17 protein-coding genes are annotated in these 26,994 nt (G+C 42.8%); 9 read left to right on the forward strand and 8 right to left on the reverse strand.

Annotation, left to right across the window (positions count from 1 at the left end; translation table 11 throughout):
- Positions 1 to 123: 123 nt before the first annotated feature.
- The 5 genes from QUA25_RS20325 (at position 124) to QUA25_RS20345 (ending at position 11,490) form a co-directional block, all read left to right on the forward strand.
- Entirely contained in the window at positions 124 to 1,536 is a 1,413-nt protein-coding gene (locus tag QUA25_RS20325) for an ABC transporter ATP-binding protein (RefSeq protein ID WP_333040894.1), read from the forward strand.
- Positions 1,537 to 1,551: 15 nt separating this feature from the next.
- Positions 1,552 to 3,051, forward strand: coding sequence for a methyltransferase (locus QUA25_RS20330; RefSeq protein ID WP_333040895.1), 1,500 nt, complete (start codon positions 1,552 to 1,554; stop codon positions 3,049 to 3,051).
- 48 nt (positions 3,052 to 3,099) lie between these two features.
- The gene (locus tag QUA25_RS20335) at positions 3,100 to 8,448 is read left to right on the forward strand and encodes a glycosyltransferase (protein ID WP_333040897.1); all 5,349 of its coding nucleotides are present in this window, start codon (positions 3,100 to 3,102) and stop codon (positions 8,446 to 8,448) included.
- Positions 8,449 to 8,475: 27 nt separating this feature from the next.
- Positions 8,476 to 10,128: a class I SAM-dependent methyltransferase gene (locus QUA25_RS20340; protein WP_333040898.1), complete on the forward strand. Its 1,653-nt coding sequence runs from the start codon at positions 8,476 to 8,478 to the stop codon at positions 10,126 to 10,128.
- A gap of 81 nt (positions 10,129 to 10,209) precedes the next feature.
- A complete protein-coding gene (locus QUA25_RS20345) occupies positions 10,210 to 11,490 on the forward strand; it encodes a glycosyltransferase family 4 protein (protein WP_333040899.1) in 1,281 nt (426 codons plus the stop codon).
- A gap of 547 nt (positions 11,491 to 12,037) precedes the next feature.
- Here QUA25_RS20345 and QUA25_RS20350 read toward each other — a convergent pair.
- Together QUA25_RS20350 and QUA25_RS20355 are read right to left on the reverse strand one after the other, a co-directional pair.
- Entirely contained in the window at positions 12,038 to 13,582 is a 1,545-nt protein-coding gene (locus tag QUA25_RS20350) for a response regulator (protein WP_333040900.1), read from the reverse strand.
- On the reverse strand, positions 13,582 to 19,509 hold the full coding sequence (locus QUA25_RS20355) for an AAA family ATPase (protein WP_333040901.1): 5,928 nt from the start codon (positions 19,507 to 19,509) through the stop codon (positions 13,582 to 13,584). The genes QUA25_RS20350 and QUA25_RS20355 overlap by 1 nt, the downstream gene beginning before the upstream one ends.
- A gap of 484 nt (positions 19,510 to 19,993) precedes the next feature.
- On the opposite strand from QUA25_RS20355, the gene QUA25_RS20360 reads away from it, so the two are divergent.
- Positions 19,994 to 20,629, forward strand: coding sequence for a DUF1802 family protein (locus QUA25_RS20360; RefSeq protein WP_333040902.1), 636 nt, complete (start codon positions 19,994 to 19,996; stop codon positions 20,627 to 20,629).
- Here the strand turns inward: QUA25_RS20360 and QUA25_RS20365 are convergent.
- The 3 genes from QUA25_RS20365 to QUA25_RS20375 all read right to left on the reverse strand — a co-directional run bounded on the left by QUA25_RS20365 (position 20,616) and on the right by QUA25_RS20375 (position 22,807).
- Entirely contained in the window at positions 20,616 to 21,266 is a 651-nt protein-coding gene (locus QUA25_RS20365) for an ABC transporter permease (RefSeq protein ID WP_333040903.1), read from the reverse strand. The genes QUA25_RS20360 and QUA25_RS20365 overlap by 14 nt on opposite strands.
- Before the next feature lie 153 nt (positions 21,267 to 21,419).
- Positions 21,420 to 22,175 carry an ATP-binding cassette domain-containing protein gene (locus tag QUA25_RS20370; RefSeq protein ID WP_333040904.1) on the reverse strand — a complete coding sequence of 252 codons (756 nt, stop codon included), beginning with the start codon at positions 22,173 to 22,175 and terminating at the stop codon, positions 21,420 to 21,422.
- A 74-nt stretch (positions 22,176 to 22,249) separates the two neighbouring features.
- Positions 22,250 to 22,807, reverse strand: coding sequence for an NUDIX hydrolase (locus QUA25_RS20375; RefSeq protein ID WP_333040905.1), 558 nt, complete (start codon positions 22,805 to 22,807; stop codon positions 22,250 to 22,252).
- A 252-nt stretch (positions 22,808 to 23,059) separates the two neighbouring features.
- On the opposite strand from QUA25_RS20375, the gene QUA25_RS20380 reads away from it, so the two are divergent.
- Positions 23,060 to 23,332 (forward strand): hypothetical protein, encoded by a 273-nt coding sequence (locus QUA25_RS20380; RefSeq protein ID WP_333040906.1) that lies wholly within the window; start codon positions 23,060 to 23,062, stop codon positions 23,330 to 23,332.
- 441 nt (positions 23,333 to 23,773) lie between these two features.
- On the opposite strand, the gene QUA25_RS20385 is transcribed toward QUA25_RS20380, so the two are convergent.
- Positions 23,774 to 24,205 (reverse strand): hypothetical protein, encoded by a 432-nt coding sequence (locus QUA25_RS20385; RefSeq protein WP_333040908.1) that lies wholly within the window; start codon positions 24,203 to 24,205, stop codon positions 23,774 to 23,776.
- Positions 24,206 to 24,472: 267 nt separating this feature from the next.
- Here QUA25_RS20385 and QUA25_RS20390 point away from each other — a divergent pair, with 267 nt between their 5' ends.
- Positions 24,473 to 24,646, forward strand: a complete 174-nt coding sequence (locus tag QUA25_RS20390; RefSeq protein ID WP_333040909.1) for a hypothetical protein — start codon at positions 24,473 to 24,475, stop codon at positions 24,644 to 24,646.
- 68 nt (positions 24,647 to 24,714) lie between these two features.
- Entirely contained in the window at positions 24,715 to 25,626 is a 912-nt protein-coding gene (gene era / locus QUA25_RS20395) for a GTPase Era (RefSeq protein WP_333040924.1), read from the forward strand.
- A 135-nt stretch (positions 25,627 to 25,761) separates the two neighbouring features.
- On the opposite strand, the gene QUA25_RS20400 is transcribed toward era, so the two are convergent.
- Positions 25,762 to 26,016, reverse strand: coding sequence for a hypothetical protein (locus QUA25_RS20400; RefSeq protein ID WP_333040910.1), 255 nt, complete (start codon positions 26,014 to 26,016; stop codon positions 25,762 to 25,764).
- Positions 26,017 to 26,313: 297 nt separating this feature from the next.
- Positions 26,314 to 26,847, reverse strand: a complete 534-nt coding sequence (locus QUA25_RS20405) for a peptidoglycan-binding protein (protein ID WP_333040912.1) — start codon at positions 26,845 to 26,847, stop codon at positions 26,314 to 26,316.
- Positions 26,848 to 26,994: the final 147 nt, after the last annotated feature.

Below are 26,994 nucleotides of genomic sequence, written 5' to 3' on the forward strand. Positions count from 1 at the left end.
ATTTACAGTCAATCTAAAATCTAAAATCTAAAATCTAAAATCGATTGTGCTGTAAATATGTTTGAGATTTGAAGTCAATCTAAAATCTAAAATCTAAAATCTAAAATCGATTGACTGCCGCCAATGACAGAAAATGTAATTTCACTAAAAAATGTTTCCAAATGCTTTAAGCGGTACGATCGTCCAGGAGACCGTTTAAAGGAAATTATTTACCCCAGCAAAAAACTGGCTGACGAATTTTGGGCCCTACACGACATCAATCTGGAAATTCCTCAAGGACAAACTCTGGGAATCGTCGGTCGCAACGGTTCGGGGAAAAGCACTCTCCTGCAAATAATTGTGGGGACGCTGACTCCTACCGCAGGAAGCGTCGATGTGAAAGGGCGAGTCTCCGCTTTGTTAGAACTCGGAAGCGGGTTTAACCCGGAATTTACCGGGCGACAAAATGTGTTTTTTAACGCTCAGTTACTGGGATTCAATCAAAAAGAAACTGAAGAAAAGTTTGACGATATAGCTGCTTTTGCTGATATTGGCGATTTCATTGAACAGCCAGTCAAAACTTATTCTAGCGGTATGTTTGTCAGGCTAGCTTTTGCCGTTGCGACTAGCGTCGAGCCAGATATTTTGGTGGTTGACGAGGCGCTTTCGGTGGGCGACGAAGCTTTTCAACGCAAGTGTTTTGCCCGCTTGCAAAGCATTCAGGAAGGTGGCGGAACCATTTTATTTGTTTCTCACGCTGCTACTTCTGTGGTGCAACTTTGTACGTCGGCGATTTTAATGGATAGCGGTGAATTGCTGCTCGCTCACACGCCGAAGGTGGTAATTTCTAAGTATCAAAAGCTGATTTACGCCGATCCGGATCAGGTTCAGGGTTTGAAGTCAGATATTCGAGCTCTGAACCAACTAACAAAACAGGAAAGTCAAGACCACCTTCAGGATGCTAATTTAGAAAGCACAAAGAGGGAAGTTAAACCGGAGCAACATCTCTCCAAACCCCAGGAATATTACGATGAATTTTACGATCCGGGGATGATACCGTCGAATACGGTAAGGTATCCGTCTCGCGGAGCGGAAATTATCAACCCCCACATCGAGACGCTGAAGGGAAATGTGGTAAATCACTTGCTCGGTCGTCAAGATTATATTTACACTTACTCTGTAACTTTCTCGCGGTCAACTTCCAAAGTTAGGTTTGGAATGTTGATTAAAACAATTAGCGGTTTTGAGTTGGCGGGTGCTTCTTTGAAGGCTTCTACTCAGTCAGTTAGGTATGTAGAAGCGGGAACGACAATTGTAGTGAAGTTTCATTTTAAATGTTTGCTGAATCCCGGTGTTTATTTTCTGAATGCTGGGGTTGTGGGAACGGTTGATGGAGATTTAACTTATCTGGATCGGTGCGTTGATGTGGCGATGTTTAGAGTTCAGTCTTGTACTGAGTCCTGCGGTAACGGCATCGTTGACTTGCTGATCGAACCGTGTTTAACTGTTGTTAATGCTGATACTCTAGTGAAAGAGCAGTCAACAGAGGTTATCTAAAATTCTGTAAGAACAATGAACGATATCAATTTAGATTTAGTTGAAAATCCCGTAATCAAAGCATTTATTCAAGATCAAACTAAGTTCCCTGAAAATTTTAAACTGAATATCTGCCAAGACGATGAAATGTATTTGTTCAGTTTGAACAACGTCAAAGACGATCGCGATCGGGCTTTGGTGCGCTATTATTCGATCGGGCGTCGCATCTTGGATACGGTTAAACAAGTTGTGGAATGGCATTTTGGCAGTTTTGAAAATGTACCGTCTTTTCTAGATTTTGCCTGCGGTTACGGTAGATTTACGCGGTTTTTGATTCAGGAAATGCCGCCGGAACGAATTTGGGTTTCTGATATTTATGCTAACGCTGTCAAGTTTCAAACTGAATACTTGGGCGTCAGCGGTATTGTCTCGACGGGAAAACCAGAAAATTATTTAATTGACCGAAAGTTTGACTGCATTCTGGCTAATTCTTTTTTCAGCCATATGCCGGAAAGAACTTTTACGAGTTGGCTGCAAAACTTGTACAATTTGTTGACTGCTAACGGCATTTTGATGTTTAGCGTTCACGATGAGTGTTTGCGAGCCCCTCATGTAGAAATGCCGGCCAACGGTATTTTGTTCAGCGCCAACAGCGAAAGCCAGTCTTTAGATAAGGAGGAATACGGCACAACTTATGTAACTGAAAAGTTTGTGAGAGAATGTGTCGAGCGAGTTAGCGGAGGCAAAGCTTTTGTTCACCGCATCAAAAAAGGCATCTGCAGATTTCAGGATTTGTATGTTGTCACAAATAAGCTAGTTAGAGATTTTTCGGAGTTGAAATTCACTCATCACCCGGAAGGATATATTGATGTTGCTGCTTTTACGAATAAGGAAAATTTGTATCTAGAAGGATGGGTAGCTGATGTGAATCTCGACGGTCGAGTTGAGGAGCTGCAAGTGGTGGTAAACGGCGAGGTTGTACAGAGGTGCGAACCTTTTTACGATCGCCCGGATGTTGCTGGATATTTTCAAACTGATGGGGCTTTGCAGTCGGGTTGGAGGTGTTATTTACCAAAAAACACCGTGGCGCTGGAGGATGTGTTAATAGTTAAAGCTATCAATAAATACGGTTTGGAATGGATTCTGGAAAGTTGCACTGTTAAATCGCTGGTTAACCAAAGGCAATCGCAGTCTTTATTGGGGTCTACTCAGACAAAACTAAAATTACTCGAAACTCAGTTAGCTTCGGCTAAGATAGAATGGGAGCAAAGCCAAAGTAAGTTAATGATTACTCAAACGAAGTTGGAAGAAACTCAAACTGAATTAGTTTTAGCTCAAACGCAGTTGGAGCAAACTCAAAATCAGTTAGTATCTGTGCAAACACAGTTGGAGAAAACAGAAAATCAGCTAATTAGTCTCCAGCAAGAACTAGAGCAAGCGAAGTGTCGGGTTTTGGCAATGGAAAGCAGCAAGTTCTGGAAGATCCGAAGCGCATGGTTTCAAGTCAGGCGGTCCCTGGGCTTAGCTGGAGAGTAGCGATAGCAAGTAATTTGGGTGTGGGAATTAGGGCAAGGGAGAGAAATTGTGAGTATAAATGACAGCAAACCGTCGGTTTTTATTGTTACCGGAATGCACCGTTCCGGTACGTCTTTAACAGCTTCTTTGTTTCAGAAAGTCGGGGTTGATATTGGCAAAAAGTTAGTGGGCCCGGCCGACGGAAATGTGAAAGGTCATTTCGAGAATGTTGATTTTGTGGAGTTTCACAAAAGTGTTTTGCGAGCGCACGGTATTGATGAACTCGGATGTACGTTTGAAAAAACGATTCCGGTAGCAGCAGAATACGTAGAAATCGCCAAAAGGGCGATCGACCAAAATCAACAAACTCACAAACATTGGGGTTGGAAAGACCCGCGAACAGCCCTTTTTTGGGATTTTTGGCTGACTTTACTCCCCGAAGCTAATTTTATCTGTGTTTATCGATCGCCCTGGGAAGTAGTCGATTCCCTTTACCGCCGGGGAACCGATGTCAGCTTGCTGCAAAATCCCGAAAAGGCAGTAAAAATGTGGATTCACTACAATCAAAAAGTTTTAGAACTTTACGAACGTTTCCCCCATCGCTGTCTCCTCGCCAACGTTTACCCCATCGGCAACACTCCTGAACTTTTCCTCGATCGAGTCAACGAAAAATTTAATGTTAACTTAGGTGCGATACCGGGCGACAATTTTGAAGAATCTTTATTAGTCAACGATATTGTCAAAAGTCACAGACCGAGTTTAATAGAAAAATATTTTCCAGAAGCATTAGAACTATATGAACTTTTGGAAACCCAAGCTGGCAATCTGAGCAGCGAATCGAAAGATGCGATCGATCAAGTTATTCATTTCCCAGCATCTCCAGTCTGGCCATTTGAAGATTGGCTAAAAATCCGCTTGCTGGAAAAACAGCAAAAAACGAGTTCTTCCGAACTCAAACAGTGGCAAGAACAATTTCACCAGGCACAGGCGAAAGTGTTGGGATTAGAGACAGAATTAGGAGCAACTCAAGTACAGCTTGCAGGCAAAGAATCAAATTTTCAAGAAGCTTTAGCAAAACTCCTCGGATTAGAAACAGAATTAGGACAAACTCAGGTACAGCTTGCAGGCAAAGAATCGCAATTTCAAGAAGCTTTAACAAAAGTCTTAAAATTAGAAGCAGAATTAGGGCAAACTCAGGTACAGCTTGCAGGCAAAGAATCGCAATTTCAAGAAGCGTTAGCGAAACTCCTCGGATTAGAAACAGAATTAGGACAAACTCAGGTACAGCTTGCAGGCAAAGAATCGCAATTTCAAACAGCTTTAGCGAAAGTATTAGAATTAGAAGCAGAATTAGGGCAAACTCAGGTACAATTTGAAGAGACTGAATTTATATTGCAGCAAAAGTTAGCTGAGTTACTTCAGTTAGAAACAGCACAAAGTCAAACTCAGGAAAGATTCAAGGATACTCAGGAAAAATTAGAACACTCCCGCCAGGAAAATGAAAATTTTCGGGCAGAACTCGCTCTAATCAAGTCTTCAATAGGGTGGCAAGTGAGAGGAAAGTTGGGGGAAGTTCAGCGCAAAATCCGCGACTTGTTCCCTAAATTTATTTTTTCGTTAGATCAACCCACTACTTGGCAAGTTTGTGATTCTAACCTGCTAATTGTGGGCTGGGTTTTTAACCAAAAAAGAGAGATTGCAGCAGTCCGCGCCCGAATTAAAGACCAGAGTTTTGCAGGCGTTTACGGCATAGATAGAAGTGATATAGCGCTAGCACACTCTAATATTCCGGCTGCGAAGAAATCAGGTTTTACAATTCAATTGGAAGCGCCTGCCGGACGGCACGAAGTGCTACTGGAAGCACAAGATGATCGAGGTAAATGGCATTTGTTGGCAGCTTATCCGTTGTTAGTTTCAACGATTCAAGCATCGTTAGATGTACCGGTGGTGTGGGAACAGCGTCAGGGTCAAATTTTGTTTGCAGGTTGGTGCTGCCACCACGATCGCAAAATTGCTAAATTAAGCTTGTTGTGCGGCGATACTTCTGTAGAATGCGCCTACGGTTTACGGCGAAAAGATGTCGGCGAAGTGTTTCCAGACTGGGTTAACAGTTCGGAAAGTGGTTTTGAGGCCCTTGTCGATTTGCCGCCAGGGGAATGGCACGTTTCTCTGCAAGCTGAGTTAGAAAGCGGGGAAATTTTGTCTTTTCAAGCGCCTAAAAAATTGACTGTGCGACGCTACCATATTTGGCAACGAAGTGCTGATAAATTTGAGGAGTTATCAAGGTTTACAGCCGCAATCCAGCAGCGGGCGAGGGAAAGAAAACAGCGTCTGGGCAGGATTGTGCCGATGCCTTGGGAAATTGTGAAAGTGATCCGCCAGTTGGGGAAGATTTATCGGCAGCAAAAACAGTTTACTGCGCCGGGAGATTTGCTGCCGCCTGCGGGTTTTATCGTGCCTAAACCTATTGATAGGTATGACGCATGGCTGGAGGTGAATCAGTGGAACGATCGCGCGCGCGATTACTTGATTTCTCGGTTAAAATCGTGCCGGGAACCCCTGCCAAAAATTTCGGTAGTAATGCCAGTTTACAATCCGCAGATAGATTTTCTCGAAAGTGCGATCGACAGCGTAATCAATCAAGTTTATCCAAACTGGGAACTCTGCATTGCTGATGATTGCAGCACCGATTTCACGGTTGCTGAAAATTTGAAAAGCTGGGTTCAAAAGGACGATCGTATCCACATCACTTTTCGCACAGAAAACGGCAACATCAGCGCAGCAACTAACAGCGCCGCCGCCCTCGCAACAGGCGACATAATCCTGTTTTTAGACAACGACGACGAACTCACTCCCGATGCATTAGGCGAAGTCGCCTTATATTTTGCCTCGCATCCAGCCACCGATTTTCTATATTCCGACGACGACAAAATCGACACTAAAGGTCGCCGATTCGCCCCGCAATTCAAACCGGAATGGTCCCCGGAACTGCTGCTTTCCTATATGTACCTCGGTCATTTATGTGCCGTGAGAAGACACATTTTTGAACAAATAGGCGGTTTACGGATAGGTTTTGAAGGCTCCCAAGATTACGATTTTGCCTTGAGAGCCACCGAAATTTCTCGCCACGTTGCCCACCTGCCGTTAGTGCTGTATCACTGGCGAACCGCACCCGGTTCTACGGCCATATCTGGGGCCGCGAAACCCGCCAGTTTTTCCGCCGGTCAAAAAGCCATTCAAGATGCACTCAATCGCCGCCAAATTAACGGCAATGTCGCTCAGCACGCATGGGCGATCAAAGAAAATCTGGGCATATTTGCCCAGGATTTCCCGGATAACGGCCCATCAGTAACGATAATTATTCCTACTAAAAATCAGCTAAAGTTGCTGAAAGCCTGTCTGGATTCTCTAGAAACTACAACATACAAAAATTATCAAGTTGCCGTTATCGACAACGAAAGCGACGACCCTAAAACTTTGGAATACTTAAAGGAATTAAAGTGCAAAGTTTTGCCTATAAAAAATCCTGGGGGCAAGTTTAGTTTTGCAGCCATTAACAACCGTGCTGCCGAACAAGTTGACAGCGAATATGTGTTGTTTTTGAACAACGATACAGAAGTAATTAACCCGCGCTGGCTGAGTCAAATGGTGGGATACGCTCAAATTCCCGCTGTGGGTGCAGTCGGCGCGCGGCTGTTATATCCAGACGGCAGAATTCAGCACGCGGGCGTAATTCACGGTCTCCATCACGGTTTGGCGGGTCACGCTTTTAAGCTGATGAACAGCGAAAATCGAGGCTATCTTTCTCAAGCGATGGTAACGCGAAATTACTCTGCGGTAACAGCGGCTTGCATGATTACTCCACGTCAATTGTTCTTAGAATTGGGCGGTTTTGATGAGGAAAATTTTGCTGTTGCTTACAATGATGCAGATTACGGATACCGACTGTTAGAACGGGGTTATCGGTGCGTATATTGTCCCGATGCGGAATTGTTGCACAAAGAGGGAACTTCTAGGGGTTTTACCGACAATCCTCAAGAAGTGGCAGCTTTTAGGCGCAAGTATGCGGGTAAAAATGACAGTTTTTACAGTCCTCACTTGTCTTTAGAAGATGAGTATTTCCATATTCAACCTCGCCGGGTTTTTATGAAGGAAGAAGGTTCGGCAACGGATTTTGTAACGGATGTAACGGATGTAACCGAGAAGGAAAAACTAAAATTTAATGATTCTGGTTTGTTGGTAGCAGAAGCGGGGAATCTGATTCATCGTGTTAGGGTTTTGATGTGCAGCAATTCGCTGGATTTTACTGGCGCGCCGCTACATCAGTACGAAATTGCAGTGAAATTAGCGGCTGAGGGTGTGATTAAGCCGATCGTACTTTGCGTAACAGACGGGCCCCTACGTCAAGCTTACGAACAGCAGGGAATTGAAGTAATTGTGCGTGATAATCCTCTCGAACACATCTATCAGCGCGATGCTTATGATGAAGCCATCCGCAGTTTTAGCAAAGAAATTAGAAGTTTAAAAGTAGATGCAATTTATGCCAATACTTTAGAAAACTTTTTTGTAGTTGATGCGGCGCGGCAAATCGGAACTCCTACAGTGTGGAACGTGCACGAAAGCGAACCTTGGCAAACTTATTTTAACAGGTTTGGTTCGGAGATTGCGGCGAGAGCTTTAGAGTGTTTTCGCTTTCCTTACAAAGTTATTTTTGTGGCAGATGCAACGCGGGACAGGTATTTGCCTCTCAACAGCCACCACAATTTTACGGTGATTCACAACGGTTTAGATTTGAGTAAACTGGAAAATTCGGATCACTCTGAATTAGCTAGAAAAACTTTAGGTGTTGCAGCGAAAGATGTGGTAATTTTGCTGCTGGGAACGGTATGCGAACGCAAAGGACAGCAGGATTTAGTTAAGGCACTTTCTCTTTTACCTGACAAATGGCACAATAAAATTAGATGTTTTATTGTGGGCGATCGTCCGAGTATTTACAGCAATAAATTAGCCGATTTGGTGCAGGAATTGCCGAAAGAGTTGCGGCAAAGGGTGACTGTCGTCCCAGAAACTGGGGAGACAGGAAAATACTACAAAGCGGCTGATATTTTTGTTTGCACTTCTCGCGTCGAAAGTTTCCCAAGAGTGATTTTGGAGGCGATGACCTGCGATTTGCCAATTGTTACATCGCCGGTTTTTGGGATTAAAGAACAAGTGCGGCCGGGAATTAATGGTTTGTTTTATACGCCCGATCGCCCGGACGAATTAGTTGCAGCTTTAATTAGTTTATTGGAGGATAAATCATTACGGCAGCAGTTAGCTGAAAACGCTAAATATGTGTTAAAGTCATTGAATACTTTTGAAGAAATGACTCAAGCTTACGGTCAAATTTTTCGCGAAGCTTATTTAACTAAAAAGTAACCGTTCAAGATTAAGGCGTGAAAAAGTATGGATTCAAATTTCGAGTCTATGGAAGATAAATCCTTTGATATATTAACAGCTAAGAATTATTGGGAGAATAATCCAACTGCCGCAATTGCGAAGCAAGGCTACTGGTTGTCTAATCCAATTATTGAAAAAGCTATAAACCATCGGTTGTCAGGTGGTCAGACTAATGATTATTGGCTACAGTGGTTAGTCAAAAATTATTTCAAAAATCGACGGTTCGATCGTCTTTTGTCTATTGGTTGCGGTGTGGGGAATCACGAGATTGCGATGGCTAAATTAGGATTAGTCACTCAAATTGATGCCTTTGACTTTTCTGAAAGTTCTTTAGCAATTGCTAGAAAAGATGCCGCAGCAGCGGGAGTAGAGATTAATTTTTATCAAGATGACTTTAATTTGTTTACGATTGATGATAATAAAAAATACGATCTAGTTTTTTGCTCGGGTTCGCTGCATCACGTCAGAGAACTAGAACGATGTTTATCAATTATTCGGAAATGTTTAAAACCCGAGGGATATTATATTGTAAATGAATATATAGGAGATTGCTACAATATATACAATCAAAATCAAGTAAATTTGATTAATAGCATTTACAAATGTTTTCACTACACGCTACGATCGGGAACAACTGAAATATTTGCTAGTCCAAGTATTGAGAGAGTATTGGCGAAAGACCCTTCAGAAGCAGTTCGGTCAAAGCTGATACTTCCGTTTTTAGAATTCTACTTTGATGTGGAAGTCTTGAATTCAGCCGGTGGGGGGTTGCTTCACGAACTTTACCCTTTGTTAGATCACTATCAACTTTCAGACGGAGAACCCAAGAGTGAAACGATCATCAAGTTATTGCTTGAGATTGAACAAATCTTAATGGCTGTGTCCGGAGGACTATCAAGCGATTTTTGTTTATGTATTCTGAGACAGAAAAAACCAAAAACAATGGAAATAATACCGCCTAAAATAGACTACGAAGGGGCTTGGGACAGCTACGCCCAAGAATGGAAAGACAATAATCCTGAACTCGCTTATTTGGGCGATGAATGGGTGGGGAAAGGTGCCGGTGCTGCTAACTCCCTAGCAGAATACGAAGCGCTGATAGAACAGCAATTTATTGCACCGTACATCAAAAAAGAACATACGGTTTTAGAAATCGGTATCGGCGGGGGAAAAACTGGTTCGCTGCTGCTGAAATATTGCGATCAACTAATTTGTGCCGACATTTCCAGTCAAATGCTGCAAGCGGCCCGATCGCGCTTGGGAACCGATCGCGTTTCTTACGTCAAACTCGACGGTTTAACATTAGACGGCATCGCTCCAGATTCAGCCGATGTCTGCTTTTGTTACGATACAATGGTACACGTAGAGCCGGTAGATATATTTAACTACCTGACTCGAATTCCCAAACTGCTGCGGGGCGATCGAATTTGCGTCTTTCACCATGGGAATATTCTCAGCGAATTAGGGTGGCAAAAATTCGCCAGCGAGTGGGACAAAAACCTGCTCGGACGCAGAGACGGCACTGCATTTTCAGTTATGACTGATACAATTATGGAAAAATTTCTCCATCATTTAAACTATGAAATCATTCTGAAAAATACATCTTCAGTACCGCGAGATTGTGTCTGGATCTGCAAAGCGCCAACCCCCAATGAATAAAATCAAAGCTTTTTAGCCGCCTCACAATATTTTCTTCCAACTAACAACAGTCAACAGTCAACAGTCAACAGACAACTGACAATGAAAGCATTATTTCTCCATCCCAACTTCCCCGCCCAATACCGCCACATTATCACGGCTTTAGGCGCAGATCCGAAAAATCAAATTGTTTTCGGCACTAAAAACGAGCGCCCAGAGTGGAACATTCCCGGCGTTCGCAAAGCAGCATTTACCCCCAGCCGGGAACCCCACGCGCAGACTCACCAATACGTTCGCCCTTTAGAAAGTGCCGTCATATACGGACAAGCCGTATTTAGAATGGCAGAACAACTTAAAGCAGACGGTTTCGTACCCGATATTATCTGCGGACATTCCGGTTGGGGGCCGACATTGTTTGTCAAAGAAGCTTTTCCAAATACGCCGCTTTTGTGCTATTTCGAGTGGTTTTATCATGCTATTGGTTCCGACGCAGATTTCGACCCAGCGGAACCTTTAACAGTTGACGATATGGCCAGAATTAGAATCAAAAATGCGCCGATTCTGATCGATTTATATTCTTGCGATTGGGGTTTATCACCAACTTATTGGCAGCGATCGCAATTTCCGCCAGAATTACAACAAAAATTATCCACACTCCACGACGGCGTAGATACCGATTACTTCAAACCCGACCCCGGTGCTAAACTGGTTTTGCCTAACTTAGACTTGTCTGGCGTTGATGAAATTGTCACCTACGTATCGCGGGGAATGGAACCTTACCGGGGTTTTCCCGAATTCATTGAGTCGATCGCCTATGTACAGGAACGCCGCCCCAACTGTCACGTCGTAATCGTTGGTTCAGAAAGAGTTTGTTATGGGCGTTCTTTACCCAACGGCGAGTCTTACAAAGACTATATGCTCAAAAAAGTACCCCTAGATTTGTCGCGAGTTCACTTTGTCGGGCCCCTACCTTACGGACTTTATCTAAAAGTAATTCAAGCATCCGACGTACACGTTTATCTGACCAGACCTTTTGTGCTATCTTGGTCCATGATTGAATCTCTATCAACCGGATGTTTAGTAATCGGTTCCGACACAGGGCCAGTCAGAGAAGTTATCCGCGACGGAGAAAACGGTTTGCTAGTCGATTACTTCTCACCCAAACAAGTAGCCGATCGCATTGATGAAGTTTTAGACCATCCTACCCGCATGGCAGAAATTCGCATCAAAGCCCGTCAAACCGCCTTAGAACGCTACAGTTTAGCTAAAATGCTGCCGCAACATTTACAACTGATCGAGCAAGTAGCAAATCGTTCCATGCCGCCTACAGTTGGTATGGAACCAGAACGGGAATTAGCAGCATCTTTTGCAGTGAGAATGTAGCAATGTTGGTCAGGACTAAACCCCTGGTCACAAGCTCTCCTGTGCGACTACGCCGCACAGGAGGGTTCACCAACTAGACGATAAACATCGGAAAATCTGGACGTTTTAGTTGCCAAATTAAATATTTTGATAGCAGTCCGTTAATCCCTTCTAGGCTAGTCGCAAACTAGCTTCGAGATCAATAATCTAGGCGTTGCATAATAGCGGGATGATTGTGATTTTTATTGTGGGATGGGCGTCCCGCCCGTCCCGTGTATTTTAGGGCGTTGCATAATCGAAATATGAACTGTCCTAAATGTGAATCCGCCCCACTCAGCCATAACAAGGGAGCATCTAATATTTGTAAAAACACTTCTTCTCCTTCCTTCTGCCTCCTGCCTCAAAACTCCAATTTCTAGCTTGGCTGCAAAAGTGAGAAGCTCCCGAAGGCTTCTATCCGTCTCTTACTTCATTACCTACAGTATTGGAATATCCCCCTGCATGAGCGATTTTGATTATAGTTGTGCGACCCTTAAAATTTATTGAAATTCCCTTAAGTAAAAATCAACTAAGAAATACCCAAAGCTGTTTCAGACATCGTAATTAAATTATTAGAAAAATTTTTGTGGTGAATTGGAATATCAATAATAAATATTGCCCCCTGATTAGGAGCTGAAATACAATTGAGCTGACCCCCGTGTTTATCGACTACAATCTGATGGGAAATTGACAGACCAATACCAGTACCCTTCCCGATAGGCTTAGTAGTAAAAAATGGCTCAAATAGGTGTTGGCTAATTTCTTCTGTCATCCCAGGCCCGTTATCCTTAAAATGAATTAACACTCGATTAGATTCCGTAACCTCCGTGCGAATGAAAATCTTAGAAGGATTAGCTTTCATTTCACTTAACGATCGTGTCGTATTATAATCATCAATGGCATCAATAGCATTAGCAACAAGATTCATAAACACCTGGTTAAGCTGACCCGCATAACACTCTACCAGAGGCAGATTGCCGAATTCTTTTATCACCTCAATTGCAGGTCGATCGCCCCTTCCTTTAACACGGTTATGCAAAATTAACAGAGTGCTATCAATACCCTGGTGAATATCCACTGGTTTCATCTCAGATTCATCCAATCGCGAGAAGATTCGCAGCGATTGAACAATTTCGCGAATTCGGTCTACACCTACCTTCATTGAACTCAGCAATTTAGGTAAGTCTTCCACCAAAAAATCTAGTTCTATTTCGTCTATTTTCTGTTCAACTTTTGGCCCTGCCTCCGGGAATTCTTGGTGATAAAGATTGACGAGCTCAATCAAATTTTGGGTATAATCATGGGCGTAAGAAACATTCCCAAAAATAAAATTAACTGGATTATTGATTTCATGGGCTACACCTGCAACAAGCTGACCTAGAGAAGACATTTTTTCGCTCTGCACAAGTTTAGTTTGCGTGATTTGCAATTCTCGAAAAGCCTTTTCTAAACATTTAGTTTGGGTTCGCAATTGAGCTTCCGATTGTTGCAATCCCGCCTCTGCTTGCAGACGCTCTTGAATCTCCTGTTTGAGAAATTGATTGGATTGCAAAAGTTCAGCCGTCCTTTCCTCAACTCGCCTTTCCAACTCCGATGCCAGCTTCAACAGCGAGGATTCCGCTTCGACACGCTGTTCGATTTCTGCTTGCAAGCACACATTTTTCTCTAGGAGTTTTTTCGACAGGTTGCGGAGCTTCATGTGGACATTAACACGAGCTAAAACTTCTTCATGCTGAAGAGGCTTAGTAATATAATCCACCGCACCAAGACTCAAACCTTTAACCTTATCCACCGTATCAGCAAGAGCCGTCATAAAAATCACGGGAATGTCTCTCGTTAAATCATTCGCTTTCAAACGGCGACAAGTTTCAAACCCATCTATTCCGGGCATCAGCACATCCAACAAAATCAGATCCGGTGGGGCATATTCTACCTTCTGGAGAGCACTTTGCCCATCCCTAGCTACCAATACCTTGAAGCCAAAATCTGCCAAAAAATCGAACAGGACACCTAAATTAGTCGGAGTGTCATCTACGATTAAAATTGTGCTTTGTTCGGGAAGTTCGTTATTCATTATTTGGCAATCCTATATTTCTTAATAAACTCCAAGATTTGTTGTTCTTCAAATCCTTTCACTAACTGGCGTAGATGAGTAGCAAAGGGCCCCCATTGCTCATTGAGTTCTTCTAACTTTTTAGCTTCCTCCCCAATGGCTCGAAGATCGCCCATCATCGCTAAATTGAATAAAACGGCGATTACCTCATCGGGGGGAGCTACAATTTCAGAACTTAGAGATTTTTTTTCTGCTTCTGCTTTCCTAACTTCTTCCAAACTTTCTTCATAAATCCATTCTAACCCTAAATGAGTACATAATTTTTCTAAAAGCTCCTCGATTCGTATGGGTTTGGGAATAAAATCATTGCAACCTACCTCGACACTTTGTTGGCGATCGAAATCAAAAACGCTGGCAGAAGTAGCAATCACCACTAAATTAGTCTGACCTAGTGATTGGCGAATCCGGCGCGTTGCTTCTAAGCCGCTCATTACGGGCATCATCAAGTCCATTAAAATACAGTCGGGCTTAAACTCCACCGCCTTGTTTAAACAGTCCTGACCCTCCGTTGCTTCCAGAATTTCAAATCCTAACGGCTGAAGCATTCCCACGATGATCGCACGATTCTGCCACTTGTCGTCAGCTATGAGAATTTTTCGCTTTCGGCCTTTGAAACCAACGATGGTGTGGGCATTGGCTTTTGCTGCATTAGTCGCCCATTCCGATACTTCTGGCAAATCTAAATCGAACGAGAAAACGCTCCCTTGTCCTAATGTACTCTTCACCTTTATTTCACCACCCATCATCTGGACTAATTGGCGGCTAATTGCCAGTCCCAACCCGGTTCCTTCAACCTTAAGGTTGGCCTCTCCTACTTGGTGAAAAGGCAAAAATATGTCTTGCAATTGCTCTGGTGCCATCCCAACTCCGGTATCTTCCACTTGAAACCGGATTTTGCCATCCTGATATCCTACTTTGAATGCCACTCCGCCTTTTTCGGTAAACTTAATTGCATTCCCGAGTAAGTTGATTAAAACTTGCCGCAACCGTTTTTCATCACCCTCAACGGCAATAGGTAGTTTGGTAATAGGCTCATAAATCAGGGAGATTCCTTTTTGTTCGGCCCGAATCTTACAAATTTCAGCGATGCCTTCTAAAAATTGTGATAAATGGAAATTACTCAAGTGGATTTCCATTTTTCTGGCTTCGATTTTGGAGAGATCTAAAATATCGTTAATTAGGGTTAAGAGGTGTTCGCCGCACTGACTAATCACGTTCAGACCATCTTTTTGCTGGTCAGCCAAGTTTTTTTGTCGTTTGAGGATTTGGGTGTAACCCAAAATGCCATTAAGTGGCGTTCGGAGCTCGTGGCTCATATTAGCCAGGAACTCACTCTTGGCAGAGTTGGCGGCTTTCGCTAATTCTTCTGCTTTTTGTAAATCGATATTTTTTTCTTGTAACTGTTGCGTTCTTTCTGCCACCTTTACTTCTAAAGTAGCATTGGCTGCTTCCAAATCGTTATAAAGACGGGCATTTTCAATTGAAATAGCTGCTTGAGAAGATAACAGTTGTAAAACTTCTAAACGATCGGGAGTAAAAGCACCAGTGGTGAGATTATTTTCTAAGTAAAGAATTCCAGTCAGTTTTCCTTGATGGACGATGGGAGTACATAATACTGACTTGGGTTTTTGGTTGACTATATAATTATCCGCCGTGAAGTTTCCCTCACAACTCGCATCGTTTAATACAACATTTTCCTGAGTTCTGGCAACATAGTTAATCAAAGATATGGGTAGTTGCTGACTTTTTTCTACGGCGATTGTTTGCAGCACTTCTACATCGCTATCTATGGTTCCGTAAGCTTCTATTAGTAAATTTCCAGCTTTTTCTAAAATGAAAATACCACTTTGAGCACCCGCATTCTCGATCGCTATTTTCATCAATTTCGCCAACAGCTTACTTAGTACAATTTCACCAGAAAGAGCTTGAGATGCTTTGATCACAGTAGCTAAATCTAGCACTCCTGCACTCCCTCCACTCGTCGAGGTAGTGTTCATTGTGACCTGGCTACGTTGAGTTTCTGTCTTGGCTATCCGGGAAAATATTTGAGGATATCTGGCTTCCAAATCTTTGACTATAGCTTTAGCTCCCCAGCGACTATATCCGTAGTAAGCATCGGTTAAATAAATCCGAGCAATTTTATCTTTAGCGCGGGAAAAATAAAACTCTGCGGCCAGTTCGTTGGCTAATGCTTCTTCTTGGATATATCCCTGTTCTTTGGCTCCGGCTATAGCATGATCGTAATAATCGCTGGCTTCTAAAGGTTGTCCCAAAATCCGCGCTTTTTCTGCTTCTACTAAGTCATACTTGTGCTGGAAGTTAGACGGTGCATGAAACGCCCAAGTCTTTAATTTTTCTTGATTCGCTGTTAATTCACTTAGGTATTGTTCTTTCTGGGCTGGTTCTGCTTCGGGATATAGTGCTAGGAGGGCAAGAGAATAGTAGAAGTTGTAGATACTCATGTGCATTAATCCTGCCCCCGTGTCAGCATATTTTAATGCTAAGTGGGCACTCGACACTGTTTTATTTGGCTCTTTAAATAGATAAGAGAGAATCATTTTGCCGACATGGTAAGCATAGAGCAAAGTCCCAGTGTTAGAGGCCTCGATTCCTGGCAGTAGTTCTTCTTCATTAAAACTTTCACCTAGTAAATAGTATTTATCTGAGTTTTTGTCGAGTAAATTATCAACTACTTGCTGGTAAATTTTAATAAATAAAGTATCGTATTCTTGTTTTAGTTTAATGGTCAGTGCAACATATTTTGCCTGCTCCTGCTCAAGTTTCTGTAGTTCACCCCCGCTGAAAAATAACTGATTGCAATAATTGACGAGACTGTGACAAGCATATTCTAGGTCTCCAGTTTCCACACCACTTTGACTGGCATCAATCAAAGGTTCTAAGGTGGTATTAAGCGGCTCTTTCCAAAATCTTATCAGACAATTAAATATACAAATAATCTTCGATTTTAGGGTAAGTGTATTAAATTTATCTAGTAATAAAATAGCTAGTTTGCCAAATTGATATCCAGAATTTATGTCTCTTAATCCTCCACAGAGTAGCGCTCCATACCAACCATAAGCAAAAGCGACTTGAGGCGAATTTCCATACTTAATAGACAAAGTTATTTTTGTATAAAGAATTGGCGGAAATATTGCAGTATTTGCTAGATAAGCCGGTGTTGTAATCAGATTTAATATCCGCATGGCTGCGAGTTTATCGGGATCTGTCATGGGCGGCAAGTTAGCTAAATCCTCAAAGATTAGTTCTTGAGGGGGTTCTTGCTCTAGGCGAATTGCGAACATTTCTAGAACCTCGATCCCATTATCTACAGCTGATTGCATCCGGTTTTGAGCCATCTCTAATTGAATTCTCAGTTCGTAGACCTTGGCTTTTTCCAGAAGGGTTTTCGCTTGTTTCAGGATCGTCGCAGACAAATGTTGTGATCGCTCAAAGTTGGTAGTTATGAATTCGGCTTCTGCTGCTTCTAAATGGAGGGCGATCGTTAGATCGTACTGACTCTCCCAGCTTTCCTCCCCAAGCAGTTCCAAACCCACCTTCAAATATTTGACAGCCGACTCATAAGCAGTTGCTGCTTTGGCTTTCTGTCCGGCGATCAGATTGAGTTCTGCCAACTCATATCTTTCCAACTCCAAAGTGATTAAATCGGTGCCGTAATTTAGTTGGTTAACCAGTGCAAAGATATTTTCTTTTCGTTCTTCAGGCGTTGTTGAATGCAGTAGTAGTTGACCGATTTTTAGGTGAGTTTCTTTTTTATGCTCGTCGGGAATTAGAGAATAAGATGCCTGCTGCACTCGATCGTGCAAAAACTTATAAATGACATCAAACTGCTCGGTTGAATTTTCTGTCGATGTTTCCGAGTCAAATAGCAGGGGGATTTTGTAGGAATTATTTAGCGGGATCACAAAACCAGCTTGTAGCGCTTCCCATAAATCTATTGCCGTCTCTGACTGAGATTTTTTATTAGCAATTGCCAAAAATTCTAAACTGAATAGGTCTCCTATACAGGCAGCTAATTTTAAGACCTTCTGCGTCTGGGACGACAGCTTTTGAATTTGGCTAACCATCAATTCGACTACATTATCGCTGATATCAATGCCTTGAAGCAGTTGGATATCCCACTGCCAGCAAACTTGATTGAAATCAAAGGATAGGAGTTTGTCTTGATAAAGGGATTTGAGCAGTTGAGTTAAGAAGAAGGGATTACCCTGGGTTTTCTGAAAAACTAACTCAGATAGGGGTAAAACTTCTGAAATTGGACTCCGCAGGGTTTCGCTCACTAATAGGTTGACATGAGAGATATTCAAAGGTCGGAGGATAATATTATTTACTATCGCCCTGGTATTTTGAATTTGCTCTAAAGTGTAAATTAACGGATGAGTGGCACTGACTTCATTATCCCGATAAGCCCCAATTAATAGCAGATATTTACTATCGGGATCGGTCATTATTAGCTGGATCAGCTTAAGCGAAGCTGAATCTGCCCACTGCAAGTCATCCAAAAATATCACTAAGGGGTGTTCGGCTTTACTAAACACCTGTATAAATTGTTGAAACACTCGATTAAATCGGTTTTGAGATTCAGTCGGTCCCAATGTCGGAACCGCAGGCTGTGGATCAATAATCTTTTCTACTTCCGGAATAACATCAATAATAATTTGCCCATTGGCACCAAGTGCTTCGAGAATTTTAGCCTTCCAAATTGCTATTTGAGCGGAATTTTCAGTGAGCATTTGGCGCATCAATCCTTGAAATGCTTGAATTAAAGAAGCATAAGGAATATTTCGTTTAAACTGGTCAAATTTACCAGAAATAAAATACCCTCGCGCTGCCACTATAGGTTTATCAACTTCGTTAACCAGGGAAGATTTGCCGATACCTGAATAACCAGAAACTAGCATCATCTCCGTTGTCCCACCACTGACGCGAGCGAAAGCTTCTAGCAAACTAGCAACTTCTCTTTCCCGTCCATAGAGTTTTTGCGGAATCAGAAATTGGCTGTAGGAATCTAGTTGACCTATAATAAAGTGGGAAATCTCTCCTGAAGAAAGCATCTCCTGGCAGGTTTCCAGGTCAGCTTTTAGTCCGAAAGCACTTTGATATCTATCTTCAGCGGTTTTAGATAATAATTTCATTACAATTTCCGAAACTGTATCCGGGATTTCTGGATTCAGCTTTTTAGGTTCTATTGGTGCTTTAGCTATATGGCAATGAACGAATTCTAGGGGGTCTTTTGCGGAAAAAGGTAGCTTACCCGTCAGCATTTCATAAAATGTAATACCGAGGGAGTAAAAGTCGGTGCGGTAGTCCACTGAGCGGTTCATTCTGCCGGTTTGTTCCGGCGACATATAGGCGAGAGTTCCTTCTAATAAGTTGGGATTGGTGACGGTTTGATTTTCTCTATCTAAGAGAGAAGCAATGCTGAAATCAATAATTTTTACTTCTTTTGTTTCTGAGTTGATTAGGATATTTTGAGGTTTAATGTCTTTATGGATAACATTACTATGATGGATATCTCCAAGAGTTGTTGCCAACTGAATTCCGATTTTTAGAAATGCTTTTATAGCCAAGGGTTGATTGTTAAGGAAATCTTTTAAAGATTGACCGCTGAAATTTTCTACTATCAGCGCTAAGCCGTTATGATAGTTTTCTAAGGCTATGGGCTTGACTATTCCTTCACTTTCTAAATGTCTGAGGATTTTATGTTCGTGTCTTAAGCGGGAAATTTCTTCGATTGTCGGATGCTCAGTTTTGAATGTTTTGATAATTGCTGAGGTTCTATCAATATCTTTAGTGCCGCGATAAATAATAGTATTGACACTTTCGTAAATGGCTTCGCTGAGGTTGTAACCGAAGATAGTAATACTCATGTGCGTAATTTCACTAATAATAAATTGAACAGCAGGTGGTATTTCAGTAATGATACTGAAATACATGACAGAACCGAATTAAAAAACTATTTTCTATGCACTTTAAAAAAGTATAATCTAAGCTTTTTGAATAATATTTAAATTTTAACAAATCTCAATATGCTTGTTTGGTACTTAATATGCGAGAATCTTTAAACTTTATTAAGTATTTAAGTAAACTCCTGAAAAATTAATGACAAAACTGCTGAATCTACCCGGTGTGATAGTAGAGGATAGCTTGGACACAGAAGAGACGATTATTTATTGTGTAGAGCAATAAAAGCAACAGCAGTTTGCCCACGATGTAGTCCAACCAATTATTGTCTTTATCAAAATAAGGTAGTCCTGACTATGCAGGACTACCTTATTTTAACAGGAAAAAATGGCTGTACTTGCTTTAAAGTACCGATTTTTGTTACTATTGTTAAAACTCAACTAAATTCCTATGAAATCAACTACTAGGGCGCTGAAAGAATGGAATGTAGCAGTTAATGCTTTGGAACAAGGTCAAACGATTGTGCTGTTGCGGAAGGGGGGAATTCGCGAGCAAGCAGGACAGTTTAATGTCACTGACAAACAGGTTTTGCTGTATCCAACTTTTGAACACCAACAGCCGCGTTTATTAAAGCCGGAGTTTGCACATCAAGTCAAAAATGTCGAATCTGGTTGGCATCCTGAAGTTATTAGAATTGGTAGTTGGGCGGAGATTACTGATGTTTTTTTGGTAGCTTGGGAACCGGCAATTACTGCGCTATTTCCGTACCATATTTGGAATAAAAATTTTGTCAGCGATCGCCTGAAATGGAAACAAACTCAGCCAATTTATATTTTATTGCTGCGGGCTTATCGCCTTGCAGAAATCCGCGAAATTCCCTACATTCCTGAATACGGCGCTTGCCGTTCTTGGATCGATTTGGCAGAGGCTATTTCGCTGGAGGGGAGCCAAGCTGTTTTGAGCGATCGAGAGTACATTGAACGCTCAAATGAAATCCGCAATCTGATAGCCAATCCTGCGAATGCTTCGGGTTCGCAGAGAGTGACAACCTTGACGGAAGGTAGCCAGGATTTTAGTCCTCATTAATAGTTTTTAAGGTACTTTTAGAGAGGCGCGCTTCTACCCAACCCAGCCCAAAATCCGCAGCTAAGGCCATTAAAGCAGCCGGAATTGCCCCAGCCAAAAGTAACTGATTGTTGACGGTAGCAACGCCGCGAAAAATAAACACACCCAAGCCACCCGCGCCAATTGCAGCGGCGATTGTAGCGAGTCCGATCGCAATTACAGCAGCAACTCGCACCCCCGCCAGAATCACGCCCAGTGCCAGGGGAATTTCCACTTGCCATAACAGTTGCATATCAGTCATCCCCATGCCTCTTCCGGCTTCCGTAATCGCTGGATCGACGCCAACAATACCAGTATAAGTATTGCGGATAATTGGCAGTAAAGAATACAGAGTGAGCGCGATAATTGCCGTGCGATCGCCTATTCCACCCAATACCGGCACCGGGATTAGCAAGCCAAACAAAGCTAAACTAGGAATTGTTTGCATAATATTAGCAAAACCCAAAATTGGCTTTTTCAATTTGGGTTTTCTGGTGACTAAAATTCCTAGGGGCATCCCCACAATAATAGCGATAAAAATTGCCACAGTTACTAAATATAAGTGTTCACTGGCGCGCTTAATTATCTCAGCGCCATACCGATTGATAAATTGCATCATGTGGAAATTAGTAATTAGGAATTCAGAATTGTAAATTTTACTATAATAGAATATCTCGTAGGAGTCGGTTCACCAATATCTTTAATTTCCCGCCATCAGCTTCAAAAACCGACCGATAGCCATAAACGAATGATGCGATCGCACATCATATCATTACCCAGTTCCGGGTAATTGCAAACATTCAAGAAATGCGCGAGCTTCTGGATGCTGAGATTTCATAAAATCAGCGGGCGATGCCAATTCAATCAACCGTCCATCTTGCATCAAACCTATTCTAGAAGCTAACAAAAAACCTTCTTGAATGCCGTGAGTCACAAAAATCACAGTTTTGCCGAGTTGCTGCTGCAATTGACCGAATTCTCGCTGCAATTCCAGACGAGTAATGGGGTCTAAAGCACCAAACGGTTCATCCATTAACAATATCGGAGGGTCAGCCGCCAGTGCTCTAGCGACCCCCACCCGCTGCCGCTGTCCGCCGGATAACTGATGGGGGTAGCGTTTGGCGAAGTGCTGGGGATCGAGGTTGACTAATTCTAACAGTTGCCGGACGCGAGATTGAATACGATCGCCCTCCCAACCTTCTAATTTTGGCACTAAACCGACGTTTTGCTCGACGGTAAAATGCGGAAACAAACCGATTTCTTGAATCACATAACCAATTTTTCGGCGCAGTTGAATTGGGTTCCACTGAGTTGTCGGTTTTCCCATGACCAGAACTTCGCCGCTGCTTGGCGTTAGTAAATTGTTAATCAATTTCATGGTAGTAGTTTTGCCACTCCCGCTGCGTCCCAGCAATACTAAAACTTCTCCTTGCAGCACTTTTAAATTGAGTTTGTCTACTAAATGCCTGCGGTTGAGGCGATATGTCACGTCGAGGCATTCGACAGCAACTTCATTATTGAGAGGCATGATTAGTCTGGGTAATTTGGGTTTTCAGCAAGTTAAAATCGGCGATCCTCAGAAAACAATTCCTAATCTAAAATCTAAAATCTAAAATCGACTTGATTTTGCCATTCTAGCAGTAAGGCTCGACATTGGAGGCAAGTTAATTTTTTGAGCAAGTCGCGAATTCCGTCTGGGGTGAGAGGATATTCAGCACCGATCCGTTCGGGGTTTACTGTTGCTGTAGGGTGCAATTCTGCAACAAAACCGTAGAGTTTTTGATTGGAGAAGGAACTGTTTATTGCCCAGCCGACGGTGTTAATCGGTTCGAGGCGGGCGATCGCACTTTCTGTCACGCCTAGCTCTTTTTTGAGTATAGCTGGAACTTCCGCGGCTGGCGTTGCTTCGGCTTCTACGCGACCGCCGGGAAAATCCAGGGTTGCTTCTCCTACACCGGGGCGATACATCGGTGGGGGAAACAGCAATTTGTCAGCTTGAATGGTCAAGATTACAACTGAATCTGCTCTTTCTACTCGCCAATATTCTACTGTTTTTCCTTCGGTTGTTTCGAGATGTTCCGCGATTACTTCTACCCAACGAGAGTTGATTTCTAAAAAGCGGTCTAGAGTTTTCCACGGAGATTTTGCACTTTCGTTCATGTCGGAATTTTTGAAATAAATCAGATGTTGTTTGCTATGGTAGGCGATCGTTGCCGAGCACAACAATCGCCGATCGACCTTTTCAGCTTTGAACCAGTTTTTTCCTCTCGATTGTAAATTTTTGCTACAACCTTACACATTCCCCTAGATAATTCCGTAACATAGACTACATAATCAAAGTTTATCTGCGCCTTCGCTCTGCGTTGTTTCAACCGGACCCTGGTGCAGACTCTTAGCTAGACAGGAGTAGTTATGCAACTGCAAACAGATATTCGTACTTGGCAATCCCAACCAACGCCCGGAAGCTTCGCCGGTGTCCGCGACTGGGAAAAATTTGGCTGCGCCGTACCTGCACCAAAATTGGCTCCTTCTATGTGGGTTAAATTGTTCAATCCGCCAACCGCATTCAGCTTTGACGAAGCGTGGCTGTTGTGTGAATGTTCGGAAGAACAGTGGCTAGCTTGGATTCCTGATTATGGCGAAATTTTACTGAGTACACATGAATTTTGCGCTACTAAATCGTGAATTACGCAGACAAACTTTGATAAACCAGGTTTTAAAATCCATATCCCTCGGGTTCCACGGGATTTTTTGGAAAAAATCTGGTTTCTGCGTAATTATGTCGTTTGCAGTGAGGAATGCAAGTCCTTAAACTTTGATAAGGACTTGCATTCCTCCCTACAAACCTCTTATATGATGTCGTTTCAGCCGATATCATATAAGTCCTAATAGATATTAGTTGAAATTTCGCCAACAAAAAGAGCAATAGGTTTTCTATTGCTCTTTTTGTTCAAAAACACTCTCTAGTTTTTATCTTTAAGATAGCGGAAGTTATATCAACTGGCCTCGATTGACCCCCATATCGCTGCGGTGACGGGTTTACTGTATCGATGCTTGCATGGGAGATATTGGTGAACCCGCCGTTACAGCAATTACGGTCAATTTAGCCCCTGTGATATTGCTGGCTTATTTGCAAACTGCACGGTTATTTGCGTTTCTGACAATCGTGCCTACTCTACCATTAATCTGAATCGGGTTCTTAGTGCTTGCTCGAATCAAGAGTGGTTGTTTGGCGAGACATTCTCTGATTGATGCTGCCCAGGCGGTGAGAGCTCCGGTGTATTCTGTACGACCCGCTGGGGCGCGAAACTGATCGGTAATTAGGAAATCCGAGGTGATGCTAGTGTCAGTACCAACATTGGTAATAATTGGAAAGTCAAAAGCTCTGGGCAAGGTTCTGTCTTGGATTCTGCCCGGTAGCAACTGGTATTTCTTCGAGCCACCCTTGTAGTCAATACCTGCTTGAGGGCTTGTGGGAGGGCTTGTTTGAGCCAAGGCGGAAACAGGCAAGCTTGCTACCAAAACGGTGCAGCAACTCCAAAAAAATTTCGATTTCATCTGATTCATCTCCTCAACTTTATGACGATTAGCACTAATTTAGGTATGCTCACAAGACACTAGCTTTTATTGACAAAGCGCCTGATGATATTGAGCTTTTGAGTTTGAGTTCAACTTACCTAATTTATTACCAAACATCTTCAAAAATGTTAAAACTGGTTTGCCTGACAAACTGTAGAAAAGTTTCAGTGGAGTTAGATATTTACCCATCTGAAGTTGTTACAGCATTGGGGAGTCGGTTTTACCAGAATGATTCATTTTTGAGCGATGTCATTGGAACTTTATCAAATTTTGTCTCAGATATCAAGTTTTGCCGATCGCGTATCACGTTTTAACACTGGTTTGCGGCTCGATCGAGCTTTGAGTGTTGCGCGCTATACCAGGGCGAGAAAGATGCTACAGTGCATCGATGGGCGTTTGAGTATTTTCAGGCGACAATAGACAGAGAAGGGGCTTGAAAATAGGTGATTTTAGTGGAAGATAGTAAATTTATCGACGTATCGGACATTATGGGTGTTCCCGTGGCTCCGGCGGGTTACAAATCGGGCTTTGTGGGTATTGTCGGACGCCCGAATGTCGGAAAATCAACGCTGATGAATCAGTTGGTGGGGCAGAAAATTGCGATTACTTCGCCGGTGTCTCAGACGACACGTAACAGGCTGCGGGGCATCCTAACGACACCGGAAGCACAAATTATTTTTGTAGATACTCCCGGAATTCACAAGCCACATCACCAATTGGGCAAGGTTTTGGTGCAGAATGCCCGCACAGCGATTCAGTCGGTGGATGTGGTGCTGTTTGTGGTGGATGGTTCGGTGGAATCGGGAGGGGGCGATCGATATATTGTCGAAATTCTCAGCAATTGCAAAGTTCCGGTGATTTTGGGGATGAATAAGTTGGACGAACAACCGGAGGATTCCGTGTTGATCGATCGAACTTACGAGCAAATTGTCAATCCTGAGTGGCCTGTAGTGAAATTTTCCGCTCTCACGGGCGAGGGTGTCGAGCCGCTGCAACAATTGTTAATCGAACATTTGGAGGTTGGGCCTTATTATTACCCGCCAGATTTGGTGACTGACCAGCCGGAACGCTTTATTATGGGCGAATTGATTCGGGAACAGATTTTGCTGCTGACGCGGGAAGAAGTGCCGCATTCTGTAGCAATTGCGATCGACATAGTTCAAGAAGAAGCAAAAATTACCCGCATTCTAGCGACAATTCACGTCGAACGGGATTCCCAAAAAGGTATTTTAATCGGTAAAAGCGGCAGTATGCTCAAGTCGATCGGCAGTGCGGCCCGGGAACAGATTCAAAAGTTAATTGAAGGCAAAGTATATTTGGAGTTATTTGTCAAGGTGCAGCCGAAGTGGCGGCAGTCTCGCACCCGTTTGGCGGAATTGGGCTATCGCGTGGAAGAATAAAGCGAACTGATGGAGCAAATAAGGGCGATCGTTGAGAGATTTTACAACTGAACTTCCCCTCGCAGGCAGAAGTTCAGTTTAAATAATTGTCCTAAAAACTCCGCCCGCAACTGTCAACTGTCAATCGTCAACTGTTTAAGGACGTTCGGCAAATTTTTGAACAGCTTTTGGTGCAAAAGCAGCAACTAAAAAAGAAGTTGTAATGTATTTGCCATCAGGATTCTTGATAGTTATTGTGATTGCGCCAAACACAATTGCTGCAATCAGTGCAATAAAACTCATCGCTCGCATTGCCGAGTAGTGTCCATTATCTTCCTGCAAAAATTCAGCCAGCTCTTGTCCGTGTTCTGCAGAATTTGCGGGAGCTTCAAGGATAGCAGAATGTGTCATTTGATTAACCTCATAAATGATTAAAGCTTAACTAACAGGACTTACGCAATAACTGATAAACTACACTACCTGTAGTTGTAAGGTGCGCGTTTCACACCCTACAATTAGAGTCGGCACGTAAGTCCTATACAAGTGAGATATACCGCAATACGGTTCAGTTAAAACAGTTTATTCCGGGCGAGATCCCCCTAAATCCCCCTTAAAAAGGGGGACTTTGAAGCAGTTCTTGTCCCCCCCTTATTAAGGGGGGCTAGGGGGGATCGGGCTTAACTGAACGGTATTGAGATATACCGTTGTTTAGTGCGGTAACTTGCTCAAAGCGTGCCAAGTTCTCGGCCCGACAATTCCATCGGCTGGTAAACCCTTAATCGTTTGGAACTGGATCGCCGCTACTTTGGTCATAACCCCGAAGTATCCGTCAACAAAACCGAAATAGTATCCATTCAATTTCAAGACATTCTGAACAATTTTGACAGCATTACCTGAACTACCAATCATTAGAGTCGGCATATTCACAGGTGCACCAGAGTATAGTGCTTGCCAGGTAAGAGGACTGACAATCCCATCTTCAGGTAAAAAGACGCGGTGTTGATAGTCTTTTACGGCGTCTTCAACATAGGTGTCGAAAATACCATCGATCGAAAAACCGTAATAATATCCCCAATGATATAAAAGCTGTTGCAGTTCCTTGACCGCTTGACCAGTAGAACCCCGTTTTAAAGTGGGTTTCATGAGTCCAGACGCTTCAGCAACTGCAAGAGTGGATTGAGAAGTTGTATCGGCGACGAGAGCCATAGCTTGATTATTGAGAGTTTTTTCTTCTGTAAACATGATGGGAATCCTCTGTGCATTCAAGTGTTTTCATTTGATATTTCAGGTATAACTGCTGTCTTCGATGGCTTCACAGTCGCTTTTTATAGTGAAACTTGTGTGAGTTCACACATTGGAGTGTCACTCATTTGAGTTATATGTTTCCGC

Origin of the sequence: Microcoleus sp. Pol17C6, assembly GCF_036701145.1 — a bacterium.
Taxonomy (GTDB): Bacteria; Cyanobacteriota; Cyanobacteriia; order Cyanobacteriales; family Microcoleaceae; genus Microcoleus.

Coding starts and splice junctions, on each gene's coding strand:
- QUA25_RS20325 (WP_333040894.1), top strand. CDS start 124: ATGACAGAAAATGTAATTTCACTAAAAAATGTTTCCAAATGCTTTAAG.
- QUA25_RS20330 (WP_333040895.1), top strand. CDS start 1,552: ATGAACGATATCAATTTAGATTTAGTTGAAAATCCCGTAATCAAAGCA.
- QUA25_RS20340 (WP_333040898.1), top strand. CDS start 8,476: ATGGATTCAAATTTCGAGTCTATGGAAGATAAATCCTTTGATATATTA.
- QUA25_RS20345 (WP_333040899.1), top strand. CDS start 10,210: ATGAAAGCATTATTTCTCCATCCCAACTTCCCCGCCCAATACCGCCAC.
- QUA25_RS20350 (WP_333040900.1), bottom strand. CDS start 13,582: ATGAATAACGAACTTCCCGAACAAAGCACAATTTTAATCGTAGATGAC.
- QUA25_RS20355 (WP_333040901.1), bottom strand. CDS start 19,509: ATGAGTATTACTATCTTCGGTTACAACCTCAGCGAAGCCATTTACGAA.
- QUA25_RS20360 (WP_333040902.1), top strand. CDS start 19,994: ATGAAATCAACTACTAGGGCGCTGAAAGAATGGAATGTAGCAGTTAAT.
- QUA25_RS20365 (WP_333040903.1), bottom strand. CDS start 21,266: ATGATGCAATTTATCAATCGGTATGGCGCTGAGATAATTAAGCGCGCC.
- QUA25_RS20370 (WP_333040904.1), bottom strand. CDS start 22,175: ATGCCTCTCAATAATGAAGTTGCTGTCGAATGCCTCGACGTGACATAT.
- QUA25_RS20375 (WP_333040905.1), bottom strand. CDS start 22,807: ATGAACGAAAGTGCAAAATCTCCGTGGAAAACTCTAGACCGCTTTTTA.
- QUA25_RS20380 (WP_333040906.1), top strand. CDS start 23,060: ATGCAACTGCAAACAGATATTCGTACTTGGCAATCCCAACCAACGCCC.
- QUA25_RS20385 (WP_333040908.1), bottom strand. CDS start 24,205: ATGAAATCGAAATTTTTTTGGAGTTGCTGCACCGTTTTGGTAGCAAGC.
- QUA25_RS20390 (WP_333040909.1), top strand. CDS start 24,473: ATGTCATTGGAACTTTATCAAATTTTGTCTCAGATATCAAGTTTTGCC.
- era (WP_333040924.1), top strand. CDS start 24,715: ATGGGTGTTCCCGTGGCTCCGGCGGGTTACAAATCGGGCTTTGTGGGT.
- QUA25_RS20400 (WP_333040910.1), bottom strand. CDS start 26,016: ATGACACATTCTGCTATCCTTGAAGCTCCCGCAAATTCTGCAGAACAC.
- QUA25_RS20405 (WP_333040912.1), bottom strand. CDS start 26,847: ATGTTTACAGAAGAAAAAACTCTCAATAATCAAGCTATGGCTCTCGTC.